Genomic DNA, 19,618 nt, shown 5'->3' with positions numbered 1-19,618 from the left:
CGTCGCGGTCAGCCCGTCAGCAGGCCCTCGTCCGCCAGTTCCAGCCACAGGTCCCCGGGGACCGGACGGGACCACAGGGCGGCGTTGGCCAGGACCTCCTCGGGCGCGCGGGCGCCCAGGACGATCGAGGCGACCGCCGGATGGCGCAGCGGGAAGGCCATGGCCGCCTGCGGCAGGGTGACCCCGTGGCGCTCGCAGGTCTTGGCGATCCGGACGGCCCGGTCGAGCAGCGGCGCCGGCGCGGGCGCGTAGTCGAAGGTGCCCGACGGGGCCGGCGTGGCCAGGAGGCCGCTGTTGAAGACCCCCGCGGCCAGCACCCTGACGCCGCGTTCGGCGCACTCCTCCAGCAGCGGCAGGCCCGACTGGTCGAGCAGCGTGTAGCGGCCGGCGAGCATGACGACGTCGATCCCGGTCTCCCGGACGAACCGCAGCGGCACCTGCCACTGGTTCATGCCGACGCCGATCGCCTTCACCACGCCCTGCTCCCGCAGCTCGGCCAGCGCCGGGTACGCCTCGGCGATCGCCTGCTCCACGTGGTCGTCGGGGTCGTGGATGAGGGCGATGTCGATCTCCGGCAGGCCGAGCCGGGCCAGGGAGTCCTCCAGGGAGTCGCGCACGCCGTCGGCCGAGAAGTCCCATTCGCGGCCCAGCCCGACCGGGACGTCGAAGATCTCGTCGTCCTCGCGGACCTGCGAGGGCACCACCAGCCGGCCCACCTTCGTGGACAGGACGTAGCCCGACCGCTCGGCGAGCGCGGCGCCCATGCGGCGCTCGGACAGCCCCAGCCCGTAGTGGGGCGCGGTGTCGTAGAGCCGCACGCCGCTGTCCCAGGCCGCGTCGACCGTGGCGCGCGCCTGCTCGCCGGAGACCGCCTGGTAGAGGTTGCCGATCGGGGCGCCGCCGAAGCCGACGCGGGGCAGGTCGATCACGTCATCTCCCAGACCGGTCGCATGCCGCCCGCCGACTTGTCGAAGCCGCCGTCGAGCAGGCGGTTCATCTGGCGTTGCCAGGCCTGGTCGGCGGGGTCGTCCTTGAGCGCGGCCTGCAAGGCGGCGTAGTCCTCGACCTCCACGAAGTGGAACAGGTCCAGGCCGTCGCGCCAGATGCGCCACGAGACCACGCCGCCCGCGCGCATGGCGGACTCCAGAGCGGCCGGGATCTCGGCGTGCTCCCTGTCGTAGGTCTCCTCGCACCCGGGCCTGAGCCTGGTGTGGAGGGCGAGGCGTTCCATCAGTCCTGCGCCTTTCCGCCGGCGATCCTGCTGATGATCAGTGCGATCAGAATGATGCCACCGTAGATGACCGGTTGCCAGAAGCCGGAGACCCCGATCAGGGTCAGGATGTTCTGGACCAGGCCGATCACCAGCACACCGGTCAGCGCGCCGAGGACGGTGCCCTTGCCGCCGTCCATGCTGACGCCGCCGATGACGGCCGCGGCGAAGACCATGAAGATCCAGCCGTCGCCCATCTCGTTGCCGATGCCCCCGAGACGTCCGGTCTCCAGGATGCCGGCCGTGGCGGCCAGGATCCCGCCGAGGACGAACACGCCGAACAGCACGCGGTCCACCCGGATGCCGGCGGCGCGGGCGGCGTCGGCGTTGCCGCCGATGGCGTACAGGGCGCGGCCGAGCCTGAGGTAGGTCAGGCCGAGGACGCCGGCGGCGAACAGCAGCGCGGCGATCCAGATGGCGGCGGGCAGCCCGAGCCAGGTGGCGCTGCCGAGGTAGAGCATCGAGTCGGGGAGCTGGAACAGCGTCTTGCCCTGGGTGAGACCCTGCTGGAGGCCGTCCACGATGATCAGCATGGCCAGCGTGACGATGAACGCCGAGAGCTGGAACCTGATGATCAGGAATCCGTTGAACGCGCCGATGGCCGCGCCCACGAGCAGGGCCAGCGGGATCACCAGCCAGCCGGGCAGCCCGAGGCCGAACCCGCCCGCCGAGGCCGGGACCACCAGCATCACGGCGATGCTGGGCGCGCTGCCGACCGTCGACTCCAGCGACAGGTCGAACTTCCCGGCGATCAGGATCATCGCCTCGGCCAGCACGAGCAGCGAGATCGCCGCCTGCTGCTGCAGGACGTTCGTCAGGTTGCCCGCCGTCAGGAAGGTCGGGTCGAGGAACGCGCCCACGACGAGCAGGAGCAGGATCACCGGCACCAGGGTCAGGTCGCGGAACCTGGCCAGCCGCAGCCGGGGGGGCGGAGCAGTCAAAGTGGTCACTCTTGTATGCCTTCCATCACGGCCACGAGCTCGTGGTCGGTCCAGCCACGCGGCACGTCCTTGACGACCCTGCCGTGGAACATCACCAGCACCCGGTCGCAGATGCGCAGGTCGTCGAGCTCGTCGGAGACCACGACGGCCCCCGCGCCCCGGCCGACCGCGTCCTCGACCGCGCCGAGCAGGGCCTGCTTGGCCTTGACGTCGACCCCCGCGGTCGGGTTGATCACGACCAGCGCCCTGGGGTCGTCGACGAGCGCCCGCGCGAACACGACCTTCTGCGCGTTCCCGCCGGACAGGTCGCCGACGGGCTGGTCGGGCCCCTCGGTCTTGATGTCCAGGCTCTCGATCATCTGGACGGCCCTGGCCCGGCGCCGCGCGGGCGAGACGATGCCGTAGGGGCCCAGTTTGCGGGCGATCGGCAGGGTCGCGTTCTCCCCCACGGACAACATCGGCACGAAACCCTCGTGGTGCCGGTCCTCGGGCACGAACCCGAGCCCGGCCCGCATGGCGGCGGGCACGTCGCCCGGCCTGACCTGGGCGCCGTCGATCGTGACCGTGCCCGTGTCCGGTTTGCGCAGCCCGACCAGGGTCTCGGCCAGTCCGACCTTGCCGCTGCTCGCCGAGCCGGCCAGGCCCACGACCTCACCGGACCTGACCGCGATATCCACGTCCTGGTAGCGGCCGGCCAGCGACAGGCCCGCGCCCGACAGCACGACCGCCTCGCCCGGCGTGCGCTGCCGGAAATCGTAGGCGGCGGTGGCCTCGCCGGTCATCGCGTCCACCAGCTCGTCGTGCGGGAACCCCTCGACCGGCCGGGTCACGATGTGCCGGGCGTCGCGGAAGACCGTGACGCTCTGGCAGATCTCGTACACCTCGTCCAGATGGTGGGAGATGTACATCATCGTGACGCCCTGCTCGCGCAGCGAGCGCATGCGGGTGAACAGCCGCTCGATGGCCGGGCCGTCGAGCCTGGCGGTGGGCTCGTCGAGGATGATGAAGCGCGCGCCGAACGACAGCGCCCGCGCGATCTCCACGAGCTGCCGCTGCTCGACGCTCAGCTCGCCGGCCAGCGCCCGCGGGTCGACGTCCACCTCGTACGTGTCCAGCAGCTCGCGCGCCTTGGCCCGCAGCGCCCGCCAGTTGATCACCCGGCCGCGGTCGGTCTGGCGGTTGACGAACAGGTTCTCCGCGACCGTCAGCGCAGGGATGATCGTGGACTTCTGGTACACGCAGGCGACGCGCCGCCGCCAGGCGTCGCGGTCGCCGAGGGCGGGCGCCGTCTCTCCCGAGAACAGCACCTCGCCCTCGTCAGGCCGCTGGAGCCCGGTGAGGATCGACACGAGGGTGGACTTCCCCGCGCCGTTCCGGCCGACGAGGGCATGGGTCCGGCCCTCGGCGATGGCGATCTCCGCGCCGTTCAGCGCGGTGGTCGGGCCGAAACGCTTGACAACATTTCGGGCTTCAACGTGATATTTCATCACTTGACCTGGTTACCCCAGAGGTTCTGGTCGTCCACGTTGTCCTTCGTCACCAGCGGCGCCGGGAGCTGGTCCTCGAAGCCGTTGGGGAGCTGGATGATGTTGCTGCCGTGGTCGGTCGGGCCCGGCTGGAACGTCTTGCCGTCGACCGCCGCCTTGGCGTAGAAGATCGCGTACCGGGCGTAGAGGTCGGCCGGCTGCGACACCGTGGCGTCGATGTTGCCCTTGCGGATCTCCTCGAACTCCTGCGGGATGCCGTCGTTGGAGACCACGAAGACGTGCTTGGGGTCGGCCGGCGGGACCAGCAGGTTCTTCTGCTTGAGCACCTGCAGCGTCGGGGCCAGGTGCACGCCGCCGGCATGCAGGTAGATGCCCTTGATGTCCGGGTTCTGCTCCAGGCGGGTCTGGAGCATGGACGCCGCCTTGCTGCCCTCCCACTCCGTCGGCTCGCTGAACACCGTGATGCCGGGGAACTTGCTCTTCATGCACTCGTTGAACGCCTCGGACCTGTCGCGGCCGTTGATCGAGCTGAGCGCGCCCTCAAGCTGCACGACCTTGCCCTTGCCGCCGAGCTTCTCGCCGAGGAACTCGCACGCCTTGGTGCCGTACGCGCGGTTGTCGGCGCGTACGACCATGTAGACCTTGCCCTTGTCGGGGCGGGTGTCCACGGTCACCACGGGGATCTTCTTGCTCTCCAGCTGCTGGAGCGTGTTGGCGATGGCGCCGGTGTCCTGGGGGGCCATGACGATCGCCTTGGCGCCCTGGCCGACCAGCGCCTGCACGTTGTTGACCAGCTTGGAGACGTCGTTCTGGGAGTTGGTGGCGGGCATCAGGTCGACCTTGAGCTCGGTCGCCATCTGCGGGACGTACTTGATGTAGGAGTTCCAGAAGTCGGAGTCGGCGCGCGGGTGGTCGATGCCCACCTTGCCGCCGCCTCCTCCTTCCGCCGTGGAAGCGCTGGTGCCGTTCGTGCCGTTGGAGCCACAGGCGGCGACGACCGCCAGCAGGGCCGCGCTCGCGACCACCGGACCGATCTTCATGGGGGGTTACCTTCCTTGGTGGGTTGGCCGGAGCCGCAGCCCCTGCATGCCGCCGTCGACCGCGAGCGCGGTGCCGGTGGTCGCGGCGGCCTCTGGACCTGCAAGATAGGCGATCGCCGCGGCGACCTCCTCGGCGCTGACCAGGCGGCCCATGGGCTGCCTGGCGTTCAGCGCCGCTCGTTCGCCCTCGGGATCGCCGGCCGAGTCGAGCAGCCGCCCCACCCACGGGGTGTCGGCGGTGCCCGGGTTGACGCAGTTGACGCGGATGCCCTCACGGACGTGGTCGGCGGCCATGGCCAGGGTCAGCGACAACACCGCGCCCTTGGTCGCGCTGTAGAGCGCCCGGTCCGGCAGCCCGGCGGTGGCCGCGATCGAGCAGGTGTTGACGATGGCCGCGTGCTGCGACCTGCGCAGGTACGGCAGCGCCGCCCGGCTCACCCGGACCATGCCGAACACGTTGACGTCGAAGACCTTCCGCCACTCCTCGTCCGGATTGTCCTCGACCGTGCCCTGGGCGCCGATGCCCGCGTTGTTGATCACGATGTCGATGCCGCCGAGCCGTTCGGCGGCCTCGGCCACCGCCACGCGCACGGACGCGTCGTCCGCCACGTCCGCCTTGATCCCGACGAACGGGTCGCCGGGCGGGACGAGGTCGAGGCAGGCGACCTTCATCCCGCGCGCCACGAGCAGGGTGGCGGTGGCCAGGCCGATGCCCGAACCGCCGCCGGTCACGATGGCTTTGAGCGTCATGACGTGGCCCTCCAGACCTCTCCGTCGGGGAACGTGTGTGCGGCGATCGACGCCGCGTGCATCTCGGCGCTGAAGCCGGGCGCCATGGGGACGGCGTAGCGGCCGTTGTCGATGACGACCGGGTGCACGAAGTGCTCGTGGAGGTGGTCGACGTACTCGATCACGCGGCCGTCCATCGTGCCGGTGACGGCCACGTAGTCGAACATCGACAGGTGCTGCACCAGCTCGCACAGCCCGACGCCGCCCGCGTGCGGGCAGACCGGCACGCCGAACTTGGCCGCGAGCAGCAGGATCGCCAGGTTCTCGTTGACCCCGCCGACCCTGGCCGCGTCGATCTGCAGGTAGGAGATCGCGCCGGCCTGGAGGAGCTGCTTGAAGACGATGCGGTTCTGGACGTGCTCACCGGTGGCCACCGGGACCGGGCTGATGCCCGCGGCGATGGCGGCGTGGCCGAGCACGTCGTCGGGGCTGGTCGGCTCCTCCACCCAGTGCGGCCGGTACGGGCTCAGCGCGCCGACCCACTCGATGGCCGAGGCGACGTCCCAGCGCTGGTTGGCGTCGATCGCGATCGGGTAGTCGGGGCCGCAGACCTCGCGGGCCACGCGGAAGCGGCGCAGGTCGTCGTCGAGGTCGGCGCCGACCTTGAGCTTGATCTGCCCGAAGCCCTGGTCGAGCGCCTCCTTGCAGAGGCGTCGCAGCTTGTCGTCGTCGTAGCCGAGCCAGCCGGGAGAGGTGGTGTAGGCGGGGTAGCCGATCTCGATGAGCCGCTGGATCCGCTCTTCCTTCCCCTCTTCCGCATTTTTCAGGATCTGGAGGGCTTCGTCCTGGGTGAGAGCGTCGCTCAGGTAGCGGAAGTCGATGAGCCCGACGATCTCCTCGGGCGACATCTCGGACAGCAGCCGCCATACCGGCTTGCCCACCCGCCTGGCCTTCAGATCCCAGAGGGCGTTGACCACGGCGGAGATCGCCATGTGCATGACGCCCTTCTCCGGCCCCAGCCACCGCAGCTGCGAGTCGTTGACCAGCTCCTTGTACAGGACGCCCAGGTCTTCGACGTCCCGGCCGAGCACGTACGGCTCAAGCGCCCGGATCGCCCCGGTCTGCACGTCGTTGCCGCGCCCGATGGTGAACGCGAACCCGTGCCCCTCGACCCCGTCGTCGGTCTTCAGCACCACGTACGCGGCGGAGTAGTCGGGGTCGGGGTTCATCGCGTCCGACCCGTCCAGCTCCCGCGACGTGGGGAAGCGCACGTCGTGCGTCTCCAGCGCGACGATTCTGTACGACATCAGGCCTGCCCCACCGTCTGGCGCTGGCGGCCGAGCCCGTCGATCTCCAGCTCCATCACGTCCCCGGCGCGCAGGTACGGCTGTCCGGGGATGCCCATCGCGACCCCGGCCGGGGTGCCGGTGTTGATCACATCACCGGGTTCGAGCACCATGAACCGGCTCAGATAGCGCACGATCTCGGCCACGTCGAAGATCATGTCCTTGGTGCCGCCGTCCTGGCGTCGCTCGCCGTTCACCGAGAGGCGCAGCCCCAGGCTCTGCGGGTCGCCGACCTCGTCCGCCGTCACCAGCCAGGGGCCCAGCGGGTTGAACGTCTCGCACGACTTGCCCTTGTCCCACTGGCCGCCGCGTTCGAGCTGGAACTCGCGCTCGGAGACGTCGTTGGAGATCGCGTACCCGGCGATCGCGTCAAGGGCCTCCTCCCGGCTGTCGAGGTAGCGGGCCTGCCTGCCGATGACGACCGCCAGCTCCACCTCCCAGTCGGTCTTCACGCTGCCACGTGGCACCAGCACCTCGTCGTACGGGCCGATCACGGTGTTGGCGGCCTTCATGAACACCACGGGCTCGGTGGGCGGCTCCGCGCCGGACTCGGCGGCGTGGTCGCGGTAGTTCAGCCCGATGCAGACCACCTTGCCCGGCCGGGCGATCGGCGCGCCCACCCGCAGCCCGGCGGCGTCGACCATGGGCAGGTCGCCGCGCTCCAGCGCGTCACGCACGCGCGCCACTCCCCCGGAGGCGAGGAAAGCCCCGTCGATCTCGGGCTCCCCGATGTCACGCAGGGTTCCGGAGGCGTCCATCACCACCGGCCGCTCCTGTCCGACAGGTCCCACTCGCAGCAGCTTCACACCGCACCCTTCACTTATTCATCGGATGTCTGTGCCTCAGATGCTGCTGCTCCATGGCGGCGCGTGTCAAGGGCGTCCAGCGGGATACATCCGATCCGTAACCCAGAAGGACACCTCGAACCCCAAGCAAACCACCCAACTCAGCCCCCACACCTCCCAGGTTTCCCTCCTTCGCCGGTCACCTCATCGTAAAAAACATCGGACGTACCCAAGGATCACCCAGAAGGCGCCACTCGGCCCGGAACGGGGGCCGGGGCCTTGTGCGCAGGCCGTGGACGTCACGCACGAGGTGCGCCCGCAGGTCCTAAGCCCGGGGCGACCCGCCTTCCGCTCTCGCGCTCGCCTCCTTGCGTCCTGGCCGGAGCAGCAGCAGCCCGGTGACGGTGAGCGCGCAGGACAGGATGACGAGTTGCACGCCGTAGTTGAGGGACTTCGTCGGGAGCAGAAGGTTGCCGGCGTGCAGGCCGGTGTGCACGCCTACCGCCATCCACAACGTCCCCGTACGCGCACGCGCCGCCGCGCACGCGAAGCCGAGTGCGACGGCCTGCAGCACGTAGAGCAGGCGTTCGGCCGGCGAGTCGGCCGAACTGTTGGAGAGGATGTGCAGCGCGCCGAACCCGACTGACACCACGATCAGCACGGCCGTCCGCGACAACCGGGCCGACAGCGTGTCGAACAGGTGCCCGCGCCACAGCAGCTCCTCCGGGAACGCCTGGCTGAGCAGGGCGAACGCGATGCCGTACGGCACCAGGCCCAGATTGGCGAAGATCGCTTCGCTCGGCGCCAAGGACGTGACCCCGAACGCCAGCGACAACAGGACGGCGGCCACCACCGGTGCCGCGCCCGCCACGACCCCCAGCAACAGCTGCGGCACGGCCCGCCATGAGCGTTCCAGGCCCACGCCGGCCCAGGACTGCCCGCCGAGGAAGCGTCGGATCAGATACACCAGCCCGAGCGAGGCCAGCGTGATCCCGATCATGCCGAGCGGCCGGTAGAGGGGATGGTCGGCGGTCAGTAGCAGGGTCACGGGAGCGGTGCCGACGATGACCTGCGCGAACATGGCGGCCACGGTGATCAGCACGGCCCAGAGGGGATGGGTGGCTCTGGTCATGGAAGAACACGCTAGGCAGCCGGCCCGGACGGCACATCCGACCGGAGTCTGAACCCGGCATGACCATGGTCATGGGTCCTCGGGGAGGATCACGGCGTCCTCGCGTGCGGCTAGAGTCGTCGGGCATGCCGCCCTCTCCGACCGGGCTCCGTGACCCCCACCGGCCGGCCCTGTTCAGCATGGTGTTCTGGGTGGTGTGCGCGGGCACCGCGATCGCGTACGCCTCGAACCCGGGAACGCCGGCCCAGGTCGTGCTGTTCTACGCCGCCCTGGCGTTCGTGGTCACGCTGTGGCTGCTGCTGCCATGGCGGCGGGCCACCGGGTGGCGGCGTCCGGTCGCGTTGGTGTTTCTGCCGGCGACGCTCACGCTGGGACCGATGGGGTCGGACGGGGTCCACATGCCGCTGACGCTCATCGCCATCGCCAACGTCGCGTTCGTGTACGACATGCGGGCCGCGGCGGTCATCATCGGCTGCCTGAGCGCTGTCCTGTGCGTCCTGGACATCGTGATGTACGACCGGAGCCTGGTGCACGCCGTCGGCCAAGCCGTTCCGTTCATCGTGTTCGCCTCCTTCGTGCTCGGCATGACGTCGGCCGTGCTGGAGGCGCGGCGCAGGCGGGCCGAGGCGCAGCGGCTCCTCGCCCGCGTGCGGGAGCTCACGGTCGCGCAGGAGCGGGCGCGGATAGGCGCGGAGATGCACGACTCGATCGGCCACCACCTGACGGTGATCAAGATCAGCCTGGAGAACGCCGAACGCTTCCGCTCCCGCCGCCCCGAGGCCGCCTGGGACGACGTGCGGCTGGCGAAGGAGACGAGCGTCGCGGCCCTGGCCGACGCCCGCCGCTGGGTCAGGGCCCTGCGTCCGCTCGCGTTGGAGGGCCGCGTCAGCAGCGCGGCGCTGGAGCGGCTGGCGACCTCGTTCGACGGCACGGGTCTGTCGGTGTCCTTCGAGGTCGAGGGCGAGGAGGTGCCGCTGGAGCCGGACGTGGAGCTGGTGCTCTACCGCGTGTTGCAGGAAGGCCTGACGAACGCCGTCCGGCACGCGGGGGCCCGCCACGTGCGTGGACGGCTGGCGTTCGGCGACGAGCGGGTGGTCCTGGTGGTCGCCGACGACGGCGGAGGCCGGGGCGCGGACGCACCCGACGGCTTCGGCCTGCGCTCCCTCGCCGAACGCGCCCGCGCGGTGGGCGGCACCCTGGTCGCGCGCGACCGCCCGGAAGGCGGTTTCGAAGTACGGGCAGAGCTTCCGGCACGGCTCGGGGTAGCGTCATGACCCGGCGCGAGCACCTGCCGGACGGCGAGGCGGGGTCGGAGGTGACATGACGGCGATCAGGGTCCTGCTGGCCGACGACCAGGAGCTGATCCGGCGTGGGCTGCGCAGGATGCTGGAGATCGAGGACGGCATCGAGGTGGCCGGTGAGGCCGCCGACGGGGAGGAGGCGCTGCGCGTGGCCGCGGAGTGCCTCCCCGACGTGGCGCTGGTCGACGCGAGAATGCCCAGGATGGACGGCGTCGAGCTCATCCGCCGCCTGTCGGCCGGGCATCTCGGCGTGGCCGCGATCGTGCTCAGCACCTTCGACGAGGACGACTACATCTTCGGCGCCCTGCGCGGCGGCGCCGTCGGCTACCTGCTCAAGGACTGCACGCCGGAGGAACTGGTCGACGCCATCCGCCGGGCGAGCCGAGGGGAGACGGTGCTCGCCTCGCCCGTCGCCGAACGTCTGGTGGCCGAGCTACGGCGCGCCCCCGCTGCGCCCAGGGCGCTGCCTCACCAGGAGCGCCTGTCGGCCAGGGAGTCCGAGGTCGCCAGGTTGATCGCCGCAGGGGCCACGAACCGGGAGATCGCGGCGCGGCTGCGCATCACGGAGGGCACGGCGAAGAACCACGTCTCAAGCCTGCTGCGCAAGTACGGCATCCCCGACCGCACCCGCCTCGCCCTCCATCTCCGGGACACCGACCCCCTCACCCCCTGATCGGCCACCACAAGGGAGAGGGGGCGGCGGTGAGGGGTGGTGTTCTGCGGGGTTACATCGGGATGTCCGGCCGGACGGGAGCTGGGGGCGGACCCGGGCTACTTGACGGGCGTACAGTGGCGTAATAGAACACGTTTCAGTACATATAAAACAAGCGCTTGATCAAGAGGTGACCGCGCGTGCATATCGACCTCGTCGACAAGGACCGTTACGCGACTTCCGGCCCACCCCACGAACAGCTCGCCTGGCTGCGCGCCAACTCCCCCGTCCACCGGCACGACGGCGAGCCCGGGTTCTGGGCGGTCACCCGGTACGAGGACGTCGTGCACGTCTCCCGCCACTCCGACCTGTTCTCCTCGGCCAAGAAGCTCGCCCTCTTCGACGAGATGCCCGAGGACCAGATCGCCCTCCAGCGGCTGATGATGCTCAACCAGGACCCGCCCGAGCACACCAGACGGCGTTCCCTGGTCAACCGCGGCTTCACCCCCCGGACGATCGGCGCCCTCGAACAGCACATCCGCGACATCTGCGACGACCTGCTGGACAAGTGCTCCGGCGAGGTGGACTTCGTCACCGAGGTCTCCGCCCCCCTCCCCCTCTACGTGATCTGCGAGTTGCTCGGCGCTCCCACGACCGACCGCGACAAGCTGTTCTCCTGGTCGAACCGCATGATCGGCGCCCAGGACCCCGACTACGCGGCGACGCCCGAGGAGGGCTCCGGCGCCGCCATGGAGGTGTACGCCTACGCCAACGAGCTCGCGGCGCAGCGCAGAGCCGCCCCCAAGGACGACATCATCACCAAGCTCCTCCAGCCCGACGACAAGGGCGAGACCCTCGGCGAGGACGAGTTCGACCTCTTCGTCCTGCTGCTGATCGTCGCGGGCAACGAGACCACCCGCAACGCGGCCTCCGGCGGCATGCTCGCCCTCTTCGACCACCCCGACCAGTGGGACCGCCTGGTCGCCGACCCCACGCTGGCCAGGACGGCGGCCGACGAGATCGTCCGGTGGGTGTCGCCGGTCAACCTGTTCCGGCGCACCTCCATGGCCGACCAGGTGCTCGGCGGGCAGCCGATCAAGGACGGCGACAAGGTCGTGGTCTTCTACTCCTCCGCCAACCGGGACGCCTCCGTCTTCCCGGACCCGGAGGTCTTCGACATCGGGCGCACGCCCAACACGCACATCGGGTTCGGCGGCGGCGGCGCGCACTTCTGCCTCGGCAACCACCTCGCCAAGCTGGAGCTGCGCGTCCTGTTCGAGCAACTGGCCAGGCGCCGCCCGCGCATCCGCCAGGCCGGCCCGGCCCGCCGCCTGCGCTCGAACTTCATCAACGGCATCAAGGAGCTGCCGGTCACGATCGCCTGACCCTCCCGAGGGCGCCGGGAACGCCCTCACGAGAAGCGCCGGTGCCGGAGATGGCGCTGGGGCCTGTCTCGTCTCCGTCATCAGGCGCCTTCACGAAGTGGTGGACTGTCACCCATCCTTCGCCGCAGGCCCGGATCGTCTTCCGCGTGTCCCGCCGCCGGTCAGGAAGTCAGCGCGCGGAGGGCGGGCAGCACCTCCCCGGCCAGGCGTCCCGCCTGGGCGCGCGGGTCGGGGCCGACCGGCGTGAAGTTCATCGACGTGAACCCCATGGCCACGAACTCCGCCAGGCGGCCGGTCACCTCCGACGCCGAGCCGGCGACCATCCCGTCCCCCTCGGCGGCGGCGCCGATGCGGAAGGCGACGTTGTACACGCACTCGACCGGGCGACCGGCCGACAGGATGCGGTCCCTCATGGCCGCCGCCCGTTCCGGTGGCGCGAAGCCCAGGGAGGGGATCCAGCCGTCGGCCAGCCGTCCGGTGGCGTCCAGGGCGCGCGGCCCGTACGTGCCCAGCCAGATCGGGATGGGGCTGAGGGGCTTGGGTTCGATGGTGGCCCGGTCGGTGTGGTAGCGAGAGCCTTCGTAGGTGAAGTGCGATTCGGACCAGAGGCCGCGGATGACGTGGATGGCCTCCACCATGCCGTCCACCTTCTCGCGCGGCGTCGGCACGCCCAGCCCGAACGCGCGGAACTCCTCGTCGGAGTAGCCGCCCCCGAGGCCGAGGATCAGCCGGCCGCCGGAGAGCCGGTGCAGCGTCTCGGCCATCTTGGCGACCATCGCGGGCGGCCGGTACGGCACCCCGAGCACCCGCGTCGCCACCCTGATCCGCGAGGTGGCGGCGGCCACCCAGGTCAGCATCGTCCACAGCTCGTACGTCGGCTCGCTCCCGCAGGGGTGATCCGAGGCCGAGACGAAGTCGAAGCCCAGCTCCTCGGCCGCGCGAGCGTCCCCCACGGGATCGGCCCCCGGCCCCGCCGAGGTCGATATGCCCAGTCCGAACACGACGCGCCTCCTCCAGGTTGGTTTACATGTAAACCTAGAGCGAAGGTCGGTTACACGTCAACTAAACTCCGGAGGCATGGAGCCACGCTGGCTGGACGACGCCGAGTTCCGGGCCTGGATCGGCTACCGCAGGATGCGCCTGCTGCTGGACGCCCAGGTCAGCCGCGACCTCGCGCGCGACTCGGGATTGTCGGCCCCCGACTACGACGTCCTGTCCGCGCTGAGCTCCACGCCCGACCACCGGTGGCGGCTCACCAGGCTGGCCGACCGGATGCTCTGGTCGAAGAGCCGCCTCTCGCGGCACATCTCGCGGATGGAGCAGCGGGGGCTCGTCACGCGGGAGGGCTTCGAGGGGGACGGGCGCGGGGCCGTGGTCGTGCTGACCGAGGGAGGGCTGCGGGCCATCCAGGAGGCGGCGCCCGACCATGTGGCGTCCGTCCGCAGGCACTTCATCGACCTGCTCTCGCCGGAGCAGATCGAGGTGCTCGCGACGATCGCCGAGACCGTCCTCGACCACCTGCCGGACGGCGAGCAGGACAAACCTGGCTGACCCGGCGCGCTCAGGCCTCGACCCACATCGGACGCCAGTCCGGCACCTCGTGGTAACGCCGCAGCTCCGCCACCCCGGACAACATCCCGCCCCAGGCCGCGTACGGCGGGCGCTCGGCGTCGAAGCCGCTCTGCACGAGCGTCAGCCGCGTCCTGCCGGCGGACCCGGCCAGCTCCCAGGAGCTCACCCCGGGGCCGCCCCAGTCGACGGAGAACCGGCGCTCCGGCTCCAGCTCCAGCACCTTGGCCGGCGACGGGTCGTTCGCGAACCCGCCCATGGCGAACCGGCCGCCGACGTACGGCTCGATCTCGATCGGGATCCCGAACCACTTGGTCACCGTCTCCGAGTCGATCAGCGACTCGAAGACCTGGGCGGGCGCCGCGTCGATGGTGACCTCGGCGCGCAGCTCGCGCGCGGTGAAGTCGGCGCGCGGCGTGAGCGCCCGGCCCTCGACGTGCTCGGCCAGGCCGGCCAGGACCTGGAACCAGTACGTCTGCAGCACGCCCCGGATGCTCTTGCCGGTGACGACGTCCTGGAAGTCGAAGTGCGACTGCGACACCGAGACGATCGTCGCCGAGTCGCCGTCCTCCTCGACCGCGAGTTCGGCGGTCGTCTCGACGCCGTCCAGCAGCCAGGCGAACCGCACGCCTCGGTCGTCGGCCGACAACACCCGCTGGTGCGGCGCGTCGCCCTCCGGCGTCGTACGGCCCCAGAACTCGAACCGGTCCGGCAGGTCCACCTCGACGTGCTCGGCCAGCCAGACCCGGACCGCGGCCGGATCGGTCAGCGCGTGCCACACCTCCTTGACCGGCGCCTGGACGCGGACCTTCGCGATCATCGGCTCACTCATGCTCTTCTCCCTTGGGGTAACAGGCGACGGCGAGCTTGAAGGCGTCCCCCTCAGCGCCGCCGTAACGAGTGAAAAGCTCCTGCAGCATGCCCTGCAGGTCGTTCAGGAACTGCTGGCGGCTCTCCGGACGTACGCGGATCTCTCCGGACAGGCCGATGGACGGCAGCTCGGGCGCGTCCCGGTCGAGCGCGGCGATGTCGGCCTGGACCTCCTCCATGAGGTCGAGCAGGTAGCCCAGGCTCAGTTCGTCACGTGCCTTGCGCAGCCCGATCCGCCCGACCAGCCGCGGCGACAGCCAGTACGAACGGGCGCCGGCCTGGTAGATGCCCTCGTGGATGCCGCGCACCTTGCGCTCGGACACCAGGTCCACGAGACCGGCCTCGACCAGCCGCTTGACGTGGTAGTAGACCCGCTGCGGCGTCTGCCCGAGGCGTTCGGCCACCTCCGAGCACGTACGCGGCTCGGCCAGTTGCCTCAGCACCTCGACCCGCTGCGGCTTGAGCAGCGCCTCGGCCTGCTCGATCTGCTCCAGATACAGGACATCTCTCATCGCAAAAGCGATTTTTTACGTAAAAATCCTCCTTGTCAATAGGGCCCGACGAAGCGAGCGGGTCACCCGTGAAGGGTCAGAGCCGTACCCCTGGAAGGCCCTCAAAACCGCACAGAGCGGAAGGAACGCTCAACCGGCTCTACGGCCAGGAGCTGTCCTGATCGGGGTCGCCGCCGGCGGACAGGAGGCGGAGGTCGCTCTCGACCATCATGGCGACCAGCTCGTCGAACGACACGCTCGGCTCCCACCCGAGCTGCGCCCGCGCCTTCTTCGGGTCGGCGCACAGCAGGTCCACCTCCGCCGGCCGGTGCAGTGCCTGGTCGACCACCACGTGCCGCTCCCAGTCCAGCCCGGCGGCCGTGAAGGCGGCCTCCACCAGCTCACGCACCGACTTCATCCGCCCGGTGCCGATCACGTAGTCCTCGGGGTTGGCGGCCTGGAGCATCAGGTGCATCGCCTTGACGTAGTCGCCGGCGTAGCCCCAGTCGCGGCGCGCCTCCAGGTTGCCCAGCCGCAGCTCCGTGGCCAGCCCGAGCTTGATCCGGGCCACTCCGAGCGTGACCTTCCTGGTCACGAACTCCGCGCCGCGCCGCGGCGACTCGTGGTTGAACAGGATCCCCGACACCGCGAACATCCCGTACGACTCGCGGTAGTTCTGCGTGAGGAAGTGCCCGTACGCCTTGGCCACCCCGTACGGCGAGCGCGGGTGGAAGGCGGTGCGCTCGTTCTGCGGCGTCTCGGTGACCTGGCCGAACATCTCCGACGACGAAGCCTGGTAGAAGCGGATCTGCCCCGAAGGCGACGATCCTCCGCCCCGCGACACGCCCGAACACACCCGGATGGCCTCAAGCATCCGCAGGACGCCCATCCCGGTCACCTCGGCGGTCAGCTCGGCCTGCTCCCACGACATGGGCACGAACGAGATCGCCCCCAGGTTGTACACCTCGTCGGGTTGAACGCGTTCCACCGCCGAGATCAGCGAGCCCTGGTCCAGCAGGTCGCCCCGCACCACGTGGACGTCGGCGAGCAGCTTGCGCATGCGCGAGACGCGCGGGTTCGCCTGCCCGCGGGCCAGCCCCCACACCTCGTAGCCCTGGTCGAGCAGGTGCTCGGCCAAGTAGGAACCGTCCTGGCCGGTGATGCCGGTGATCAGAGCGCGCCTGGCCAAGGGGTCCTCCAACTATCACGTAGGTACGGTGGCCCGCACCGCGTCCCTTTGGGACGGGAATGTACAGCTAAGCGCCTGGACGCAGCACCCAAGGCCACTAGAACATGTTCCACCGAACCACGCTCGGTTACCTTAATGTCGCAGTTCGCACGGCCTGTGGAGACTGTTGTGAACAATTCCAGGTGACCTACCGAATGGTAGCCTTCTCGGACTAAGGTCATCTTTCACGGTACACGCCCACCTCTTGGGGCCTTACCGCAGAAAACATGGGCCTACCGGCGGAGAAAGGGGTGTCCGTGAGCGAGGCGCTGCGGATCGCGCTGCTGTCCTATCGCAGCAAGCCCACCTGCGGCGGGCAGGGCGTCTACCTCCGGCACCTGAGCCGCGAACTGGTCGCGCTCGGCCACCACGTCGAGGTGTTCTCCGGACCGCCCTACCCCGAGCTGGACGAGGGCGTCGTCCTGCGTGAGGTGCCGAGCCTCGACCTCTACCGCGACGAGGACCCGTTCAGGACGCCGAAGCTGGCCGAGTACCGCGACTGGATCGACCTCCTGGAGGTCGGCACCATGTGGACGGCCGGCTTCCCCGAGCCGCTGACCTTCACCCTGCGCGCCTACCGCGAGCTGAAGAAGCGGGTCGGCGACTTCGACGTCGTCCAGGACAACCAGACCCTCGGCTACGGCCTGCTCGGCATCCAGAAGCTGTTCCCCGTGGTCGGCACGATCCACCACCCGATCAGCGTCGACCGGCGGATCGAGCTGGAGGCCGCCACCGGCTACAAGAAGCTCACCATGCGCCGCTGGTACGGGTTCGTGAAGATGCAGTCCCGCGTGGCCCCCAGGCTCAGCCCGATCCTCACCGTCAGCGAGTCGTCGCTGGCCGACATCCACCGCGACTTCAACGTCCCGCAGGCCAACATGCGGCTGATCCCGCTCGGCGTGGACACCCGCTACTTCCACCCGCGCCCCGGCAAGCCCCGCCGCAAGGGCTCGATCGTCGCGGTGGCCAGCGCGGACTCGCCGATGAAGGGCGTGTCCACGCTGCTGCGCGCGGTCGCCAAGCTCGCCACCGAACGCGACGTGAACCTGACCGTCGTCAGCAAGCCCACCCCCGGCGGCCCGACCGAACGGCTCGTCCAGGAGCTGTCCTTGCAGGACCGGGTGCGCTTCGTGCACGGCATCTCCGACGACGAGCTCGGCGAGCTGATCGCCACCTCGGAGATCTCGGTGGTCCCGTCGCTGTACGAGGGCTTCTCGCTGCCCGCCGTCGAGCACATGGCCTGCGGCACGCCCCTGGTGGCCAGCCGTACGGGCGCGCTGCCCGAGGTCGTGGGCGACGCGGCCGTCCAGGTGCCGCCGGGCGACGCCGAGGAACTGGCCGCCGTGCTGCGCCGCCTGCACGACTCCCCCGAGGAGCGCGAGCGGGTGGGCAAGGCCGGATACGACCGGGTCATGGAGCGCTACACCTGGCACGTCGTCGCCAAGCGGACGGTCGAGGCGTACCGCGAGGCGATGGCGGCGCACAAGAGCCGCCGCTGACCCCCGAACGAAAAGCCCCAAGAGCTGATCAAGGAGAAGCGACAAAGTGCTGACCGTGGACTTCGCCCGGCTCCCCGTGGGCCCCGGCGTGCGCGTGCTCGACCTGGGCTGCGGCGGCGGCAGGCACGCCTTCGAGGTGCTGCGCAAGGGCGCCGACGTCGTCGCCTTCGACATGGACCAGGCCGAGCTGGACAACGTGGCGGCCATGTTCGTGGCGATGGACAAGGCGGGCGAGGTGCCGCTGGGCGCGACCGGCGAGACCGTCCAGGGCACGGCGCTGGACATGCCGTTCGAGGACGGCGGCTTCGACCGGGTCATCGCGGCCGAGGTGCTGGAGCACATCCCCGACGACATGGCGGCCATGCGGGAGATCTTCCGCGTGCTCAAGCCGGGCGGCACCGCGGCGATCACCGTGCCGAGCTTCCTGCCCGAGCGCATCTGCTGGGCCCTGGACGAGGACTACCACACCGCCCCCGGCGGCCACGTGCGGATCTACACGCTGGCCGAGCTGTCGGCCAAGCTCAAGTCCGTCGGCTTCGAGATCGGCCCGCACCACCACGCCCACGGCCTGCACGCGCCCTACTGGTGGATCAAGTGCGCGGTGGGCGTCAACAACGACGACCACCCGGTCGCCAAGGCGTACCACGAGCTGCTGGTGTGGGACATCATGAAGCGCCCGGCCGCCACCAGGATCGCCGAGGCGCTGCTCAACCCGCTCATCGGCAAGAGCGTGGTCCTCTACGTCAAGAAGCCATGATCTCCCGCGAGGAGGTCGTCCGCACGGCCCTCAGCATCGCGGCCATCCAGCAGGACGACGGCGGCGTGCCCTGGCCCGAGGGGCACGTGGACGCGTGGAACCACGTCGAGTGCCTGATGGGCATGTGCGTGGCCGGACTGGCCGAGCCGGTGCGGCGCGGCTGGGAGTGGCTGGCCCGCCACCAGCGCCCCGACGGCTCCTGGCCGATGAAGCTGCTCGACGGGGTGGCGACCGAGGCGGGCGGCGAGTCCAACCACGCCGCCTACGTCGCCGCCGGCGTCTGGCACCACCATCTCGTCACCGGCGACCGCGAGCACGCCGAGCGCCACTGGCCCATGGTCAAGGCCGCCCTCGACTACGTGGTGGGCCTGCAGACCGAGCGGGGCGAGATCGTCTGGGAGCGGGACGCCCACGGCCGGGCCGCGGCGTACGCGCTGCTGACCGGGTGCTCCTCGATCCACCAGGGCCTGCGCTGCGGCGTGCTGCTCGCCGACCACCTGGGCGACCCGCAGCCGCACTGGGAACTGGCCGCCGACCGGCTCGCCCACGTGTTGTCGGCGCACCCGGAGGCGTTCGCCGACAAGAGCCGGTTCTCGATGGACTGGTACTACCCGGTGCTCGGCGGCGCGGTACGCGGGCGGCAGGCGTTCGAGCTGCTGGAACGCGAGTGGTCCACGTTCGTGGTGCCGGGGCTCGGCATCCGGTGCGTGTCCGACCAGCCGTGGGTGACCGGGGCCGAGACGTGCGAGCTGGTGCTGGCCCTGGACGCCATGGGCGACCGTACGCGGGCCGCCGCCCTCTTCGCCGACGTGCAGCACCTGCGGCACGAGGACGGCTCGTACTGGACCGGCTGGCAGTTCGTCAACCTCAAGCACTTCCCGCACGAGCGCTCCGGCTACACCGCGGCCGCTGCCATCCTCGCCGCGGACGCGTTGCAGCGCCTCTCCCCCGGTTCCGGGCTGTTCCGCGACATCGCGGGCACGTCGGTGTCCGATCCGGAGGCGTGCGGGTGCGTGGAGCGGCAGTCCTTCAGGCCGGCGCCCCCCGGCTGAGCCCACGTCGGCGGGGGCAGGGGCGCAAGGGCTTTTGCGGGTTCTTTGCCGGGGACATCCGGTGCGCCGCCGGTGAATGGCGCA

At 70.4% G+C, this 19,618-nt stretch carries 20 protein-coding genes; 7 read left to right on the top strand and 13 right to left on the bottom strand.

Annotated elements, in window-relative coordinates:
- Positions 1-8: 8 nt before the first annotated feature.
- From ACIHAD_RS17450 to ACIHAD_RS17410, 9 genes are all read right to left on the bottom strand, one after another.
- Positions 9-929, bottom strand: coding sequence for an aldo/keto reductase (locus tag ACIHAD_RS17450; protein WP_397355494.1), 921 nt, complete (start codon positions 927-929; stop codon positions 9-11).
- Positions 926-1,231, bottom strand: a complete 306-nt coding sequence (locus ACIHAD_RS17445) for an L-rhamnose mutarotase (RefSeq protein WP_397355492.1) — start codon at positions 1,229-1,231, stop codon at positions 926-928. The genes ACIHAD_RS17450 and ACIHAD_RS17445 overlap by 4 nt, the downstream gene beginning before the upstream one ends.
- Complete coding sequence (locus ACIHAD_RS17440; protein ID WP_397355491.1) at positions 1,231-2,220, bottom strand: ABC transporter permease; 990 nt, start codon at positions 2,218-2,220, stop codon at positions 1,231-1,233. Before ACIHAD_RS17440 ends, ACIHAD_RS17445 begins: the two co-directional genes overlap by 1 nt.
- Complete coding sequence (locus ACIHAD_RS17435; RefSeq protein ID WP_397355490.1) at positions 2,217-3,698, bottom strand: sugar ABC transporter ATP-binding protein; 1,482 nt, start codon at positions 3,696-3,698, stop codon at positions 2,217-2,219. The genes ACIHAD_RS17440 and ACIHAD_RS17435 overlap by 4 nt, the downstream gene beginning before the upstream one ends.
- Positions 3,698-4,738: a sugar ABC transporter substrate-binding protein gene (locus ACIHAD_RS17430; RefSeq protein WP_397355489.1), complete on the bottom strand. Its 1,041-nt coding sequence runs from the start codon at positions 4,736-4,738 to the stop codon at positions 3,698-3,700. Before ACIHAD_RS17430 ends, ACIHAD_RS17435 begins: the two co-directional genes overlap by 1 nt.
- A 6-nt stretch (positions 4,739-4,744) precedes the next feature.
- Complete coding sequence (locus tag ACIHAD_RS17425) at positions 4,745-5,488, bottom strand: SDR family NAD(P)-dependent oxidoreductase (RefSeq protein WP_397355488.1); 744 nt, start codon at positions 5,486-5,488, stop codon at positions 4,745-4,747.
- Complete coding sequence (locus ACIHAD_RS17420; protein ID WP_397355487.1) at positions 5,485-6,774, bottom strand: L-fuconate dehydratase; 1,290 nt, start codon at positions 6,772-6,774, stop codon at positions 5,485-5,487. Before ACIHAD_RS17420 ends, ACIHAD_RS17425 begins: the two co-directional genes overlap by 4 nt.
- On the bottom strand, positions 6,774-7,619 hold the full coding sequence (locus ACIHAD_RS17415) for a fumarylacetoacetate hydrolase family protein (RefSeq protein ID WP_397355486.1): 846 nt from the start codon (positions 7,617-7,619) through the stop codon (positions 6,774-6,776). Before ACIHAD_RS17415 ends, ACIHAD_RS17420 begins: the two co-directional genes overlap by 1 nt.
- Before the next feature lie 304 nt (positions 7,620-7,923).
- Positions 7,924-8,730, bottom strand: a complete 807-nt coding sequence (locus ACIHAD_RS17410) for a lysostaphin resistance A-like protein (RefSeq protein ID WP_397355485.1) — start codon at positions 8,728-8,730, stop codon at positions 7,924-7,926.
- Positions 8,731-8,855: 125 nt separating this feature from the next.
- Between ACIHAD_RS17410 and ACIHAD_RS17405 the strand changes: the two genes are divergently transcribed.
- The 3 genes from ACIHAD_RS17405 to ACIHAD_RS17395 all read left to right on the top strand — a co-directional run bounded on the left by ACIHAD_RS17405 (position 8,856) and on the right by ACIHAD_RS17395 (position 12,068).
- Positions 8,856-10,004: a sensor histidine kinase gene (locus tag ACIHAD_RS17405; RefSeq protein ID WP_397355484.1), complete on the top strand. Its 1,149-nt coding sequence runs from the start codon at positions 8,856-8,858 to the stop codon at positions 10,002-10,004.
- Between the two features lie 46 nt (positions 10,005-10,050).
- Positions 10,051-10,704, top strand: coding sequence for a response regulator (locus ACIHAD_RS17400; protein ID WP_397355483.1), 654 nt, complete (start codon positions 10,051-10,053; stop codon positions 10,702-10,704).
- 179 nt (positions 10,705-10,883) lie between these two features.
- Entirely contained in the window at positions 10,884-12,068 is a 1,185-nt protein-coding gene (locus tag ACIHAD_RS17395; protein WP_397355482.1) for a cytochrome P450, read from the top strand.
- A 161-nt stretch (positions 12,069-12,229) separates the two neighbouring features.
- Here ACIHAD_RS17395 and ACIHAD_RS17390 read toward each other — a convergent pair whose 3' ends face one another.
- Positions 12,230-13,069, bottom strand: a complete 840-nt coding sequence (locus ACIHAD_RS17390; protein ID WP_397355481.1) for an LLM class flavin-dependent oxidoreductase — start codon at positions 13,067-13,069, stop codon at positions 12,230-12,232.
- A gap of 76 nt (positions 13,070-13,145) precedes the next feature.
- Between ACIHAD_RS17390 and ACIHAD_RS17385 the strand changes: the two genes are divergently transcribed.
- A complete protein-coding gene (locus tag ACIHAD_RS17385) occupies positions 13,146-13,619 on the top strand; it encodes a MarR family winged helix-turn-helix transcriptional regulator (protein WP_397355480.1) in 474 nt (157 codons plus the stop codon).
- 10 nt (positions 13,620-13,629) lie between these two features.
- Here ACIHAD_RS17385 and ACIHAD_RS17380 read toward each other — a convergent pair whose 3' ends face one another.
- From ACIHAD_RS17380 to ACIHAD_RS17370, 3 genes are all read right to left on the bottom strand, one after another.
- On the bottom strand, positions 13,630-14,469 hold the full coding sequence (locus ACIHAD_RS17380) for an SRPBCC family protein (RefSeq protein ID WP_397355479.1): 840 nt from the start codon (positions 14,467-14,469) through the stop codon (positions 13,630-13,632).
- The gene (locus tag ACIHAD_RS17375) at positions 14,462-15,019 is read right to left on the bottom strand and encodes an ArsR/SmtB family transcription factor (protein ID WP_397355478.1); all 558 of its coding nucleotides are present in this window, start codon (positions 15,017-15,019) and stop codon (positions 14,462-14,464) included. The genes ACIHAD_RS17380 and ACIHAD_RS17375 overlap by 8 nt, the downstream gene beginning before the upstream one ends.
- Positions 15,020-15,158: 139 nt before the next feature.
- Positions 15,159-16,187, bottom strand: a complete 1,029-nt coding sequence (locus ACIHAD_RS17370; RefSeq protein ID WP_397355477.1) for a GDP-mannose 4,6-dehydratase — start codon at positions 16,185-16,187, stop codon at positions 15,159-15,161.
- Positions 16,188-16,453: 266 nt separating this feature from the next.
- On the opposite strand from ACIHAD_RS17370, the gene ACIHAD_RS17365 reads away from it, so the two are divergent.
- Genes ACIHAD_RS17365 through ACIHAD_RS17355 form a run of 3 tightly spaced genes read left to right on the top strand, consistent with a single transcriptional unit; the run spans position 16,454 to position 19,534 of the window.
- On the top strand, positions 16,454-17,725 hold the full coding sequence (locus ACIHAD_RS17365) for a glycosyltransferase family 4 protein (protein ID WP_397355476.1): 1,272 nt from the start codon (positions 16,454-16,456) through the stop codon (positions 17,723-17,725).
- Between the two features lie 46 nt (positions 17,726-17,771).
- Complete coding sequence (locus ACIHAD_RS17360) at positions 17,772-18,482, top strand: class I SAM-dependent methyltransferase (RefSeq protein WP_397355475.1); 711 nt, start codon at positions 17,772-17,774, stop codon at positions 18,480-18,482.
- Positions 18,479-19,534 carry a prenyltransferase gene (locus tag ACIHAD_RS17355; RefSeq protein WP_397355474.1) on the top strand — a complete coding sequence of 352 codons (1,056 nt, stop codon included), beginning with the start codon at positions 18,479-18,481 and terminating at the stop codon, positions 19,532-19,534. Before ACIHAD_RS17360 ends, ACIHAD_RS17355 begins: the two co-directional genes overlap by 4 nt.
- Positions 19,535-19,618: the final 84 nt, after the last annotated feature.

The sequence above is a fragment of the Nonomuraea sp. NPDC052265 genome, from assembly GCF_044547985.1.
In the GTDB taxonomy this organism is placed as follows: Bacteria; Actinomycetota; Actinomycetes; order Streptosporangiales; family Streptosporangiaceae; genus Nonomuraea.
This window is presented reverse-complemented; position numbering and strand designations above follow the sequence as displayed.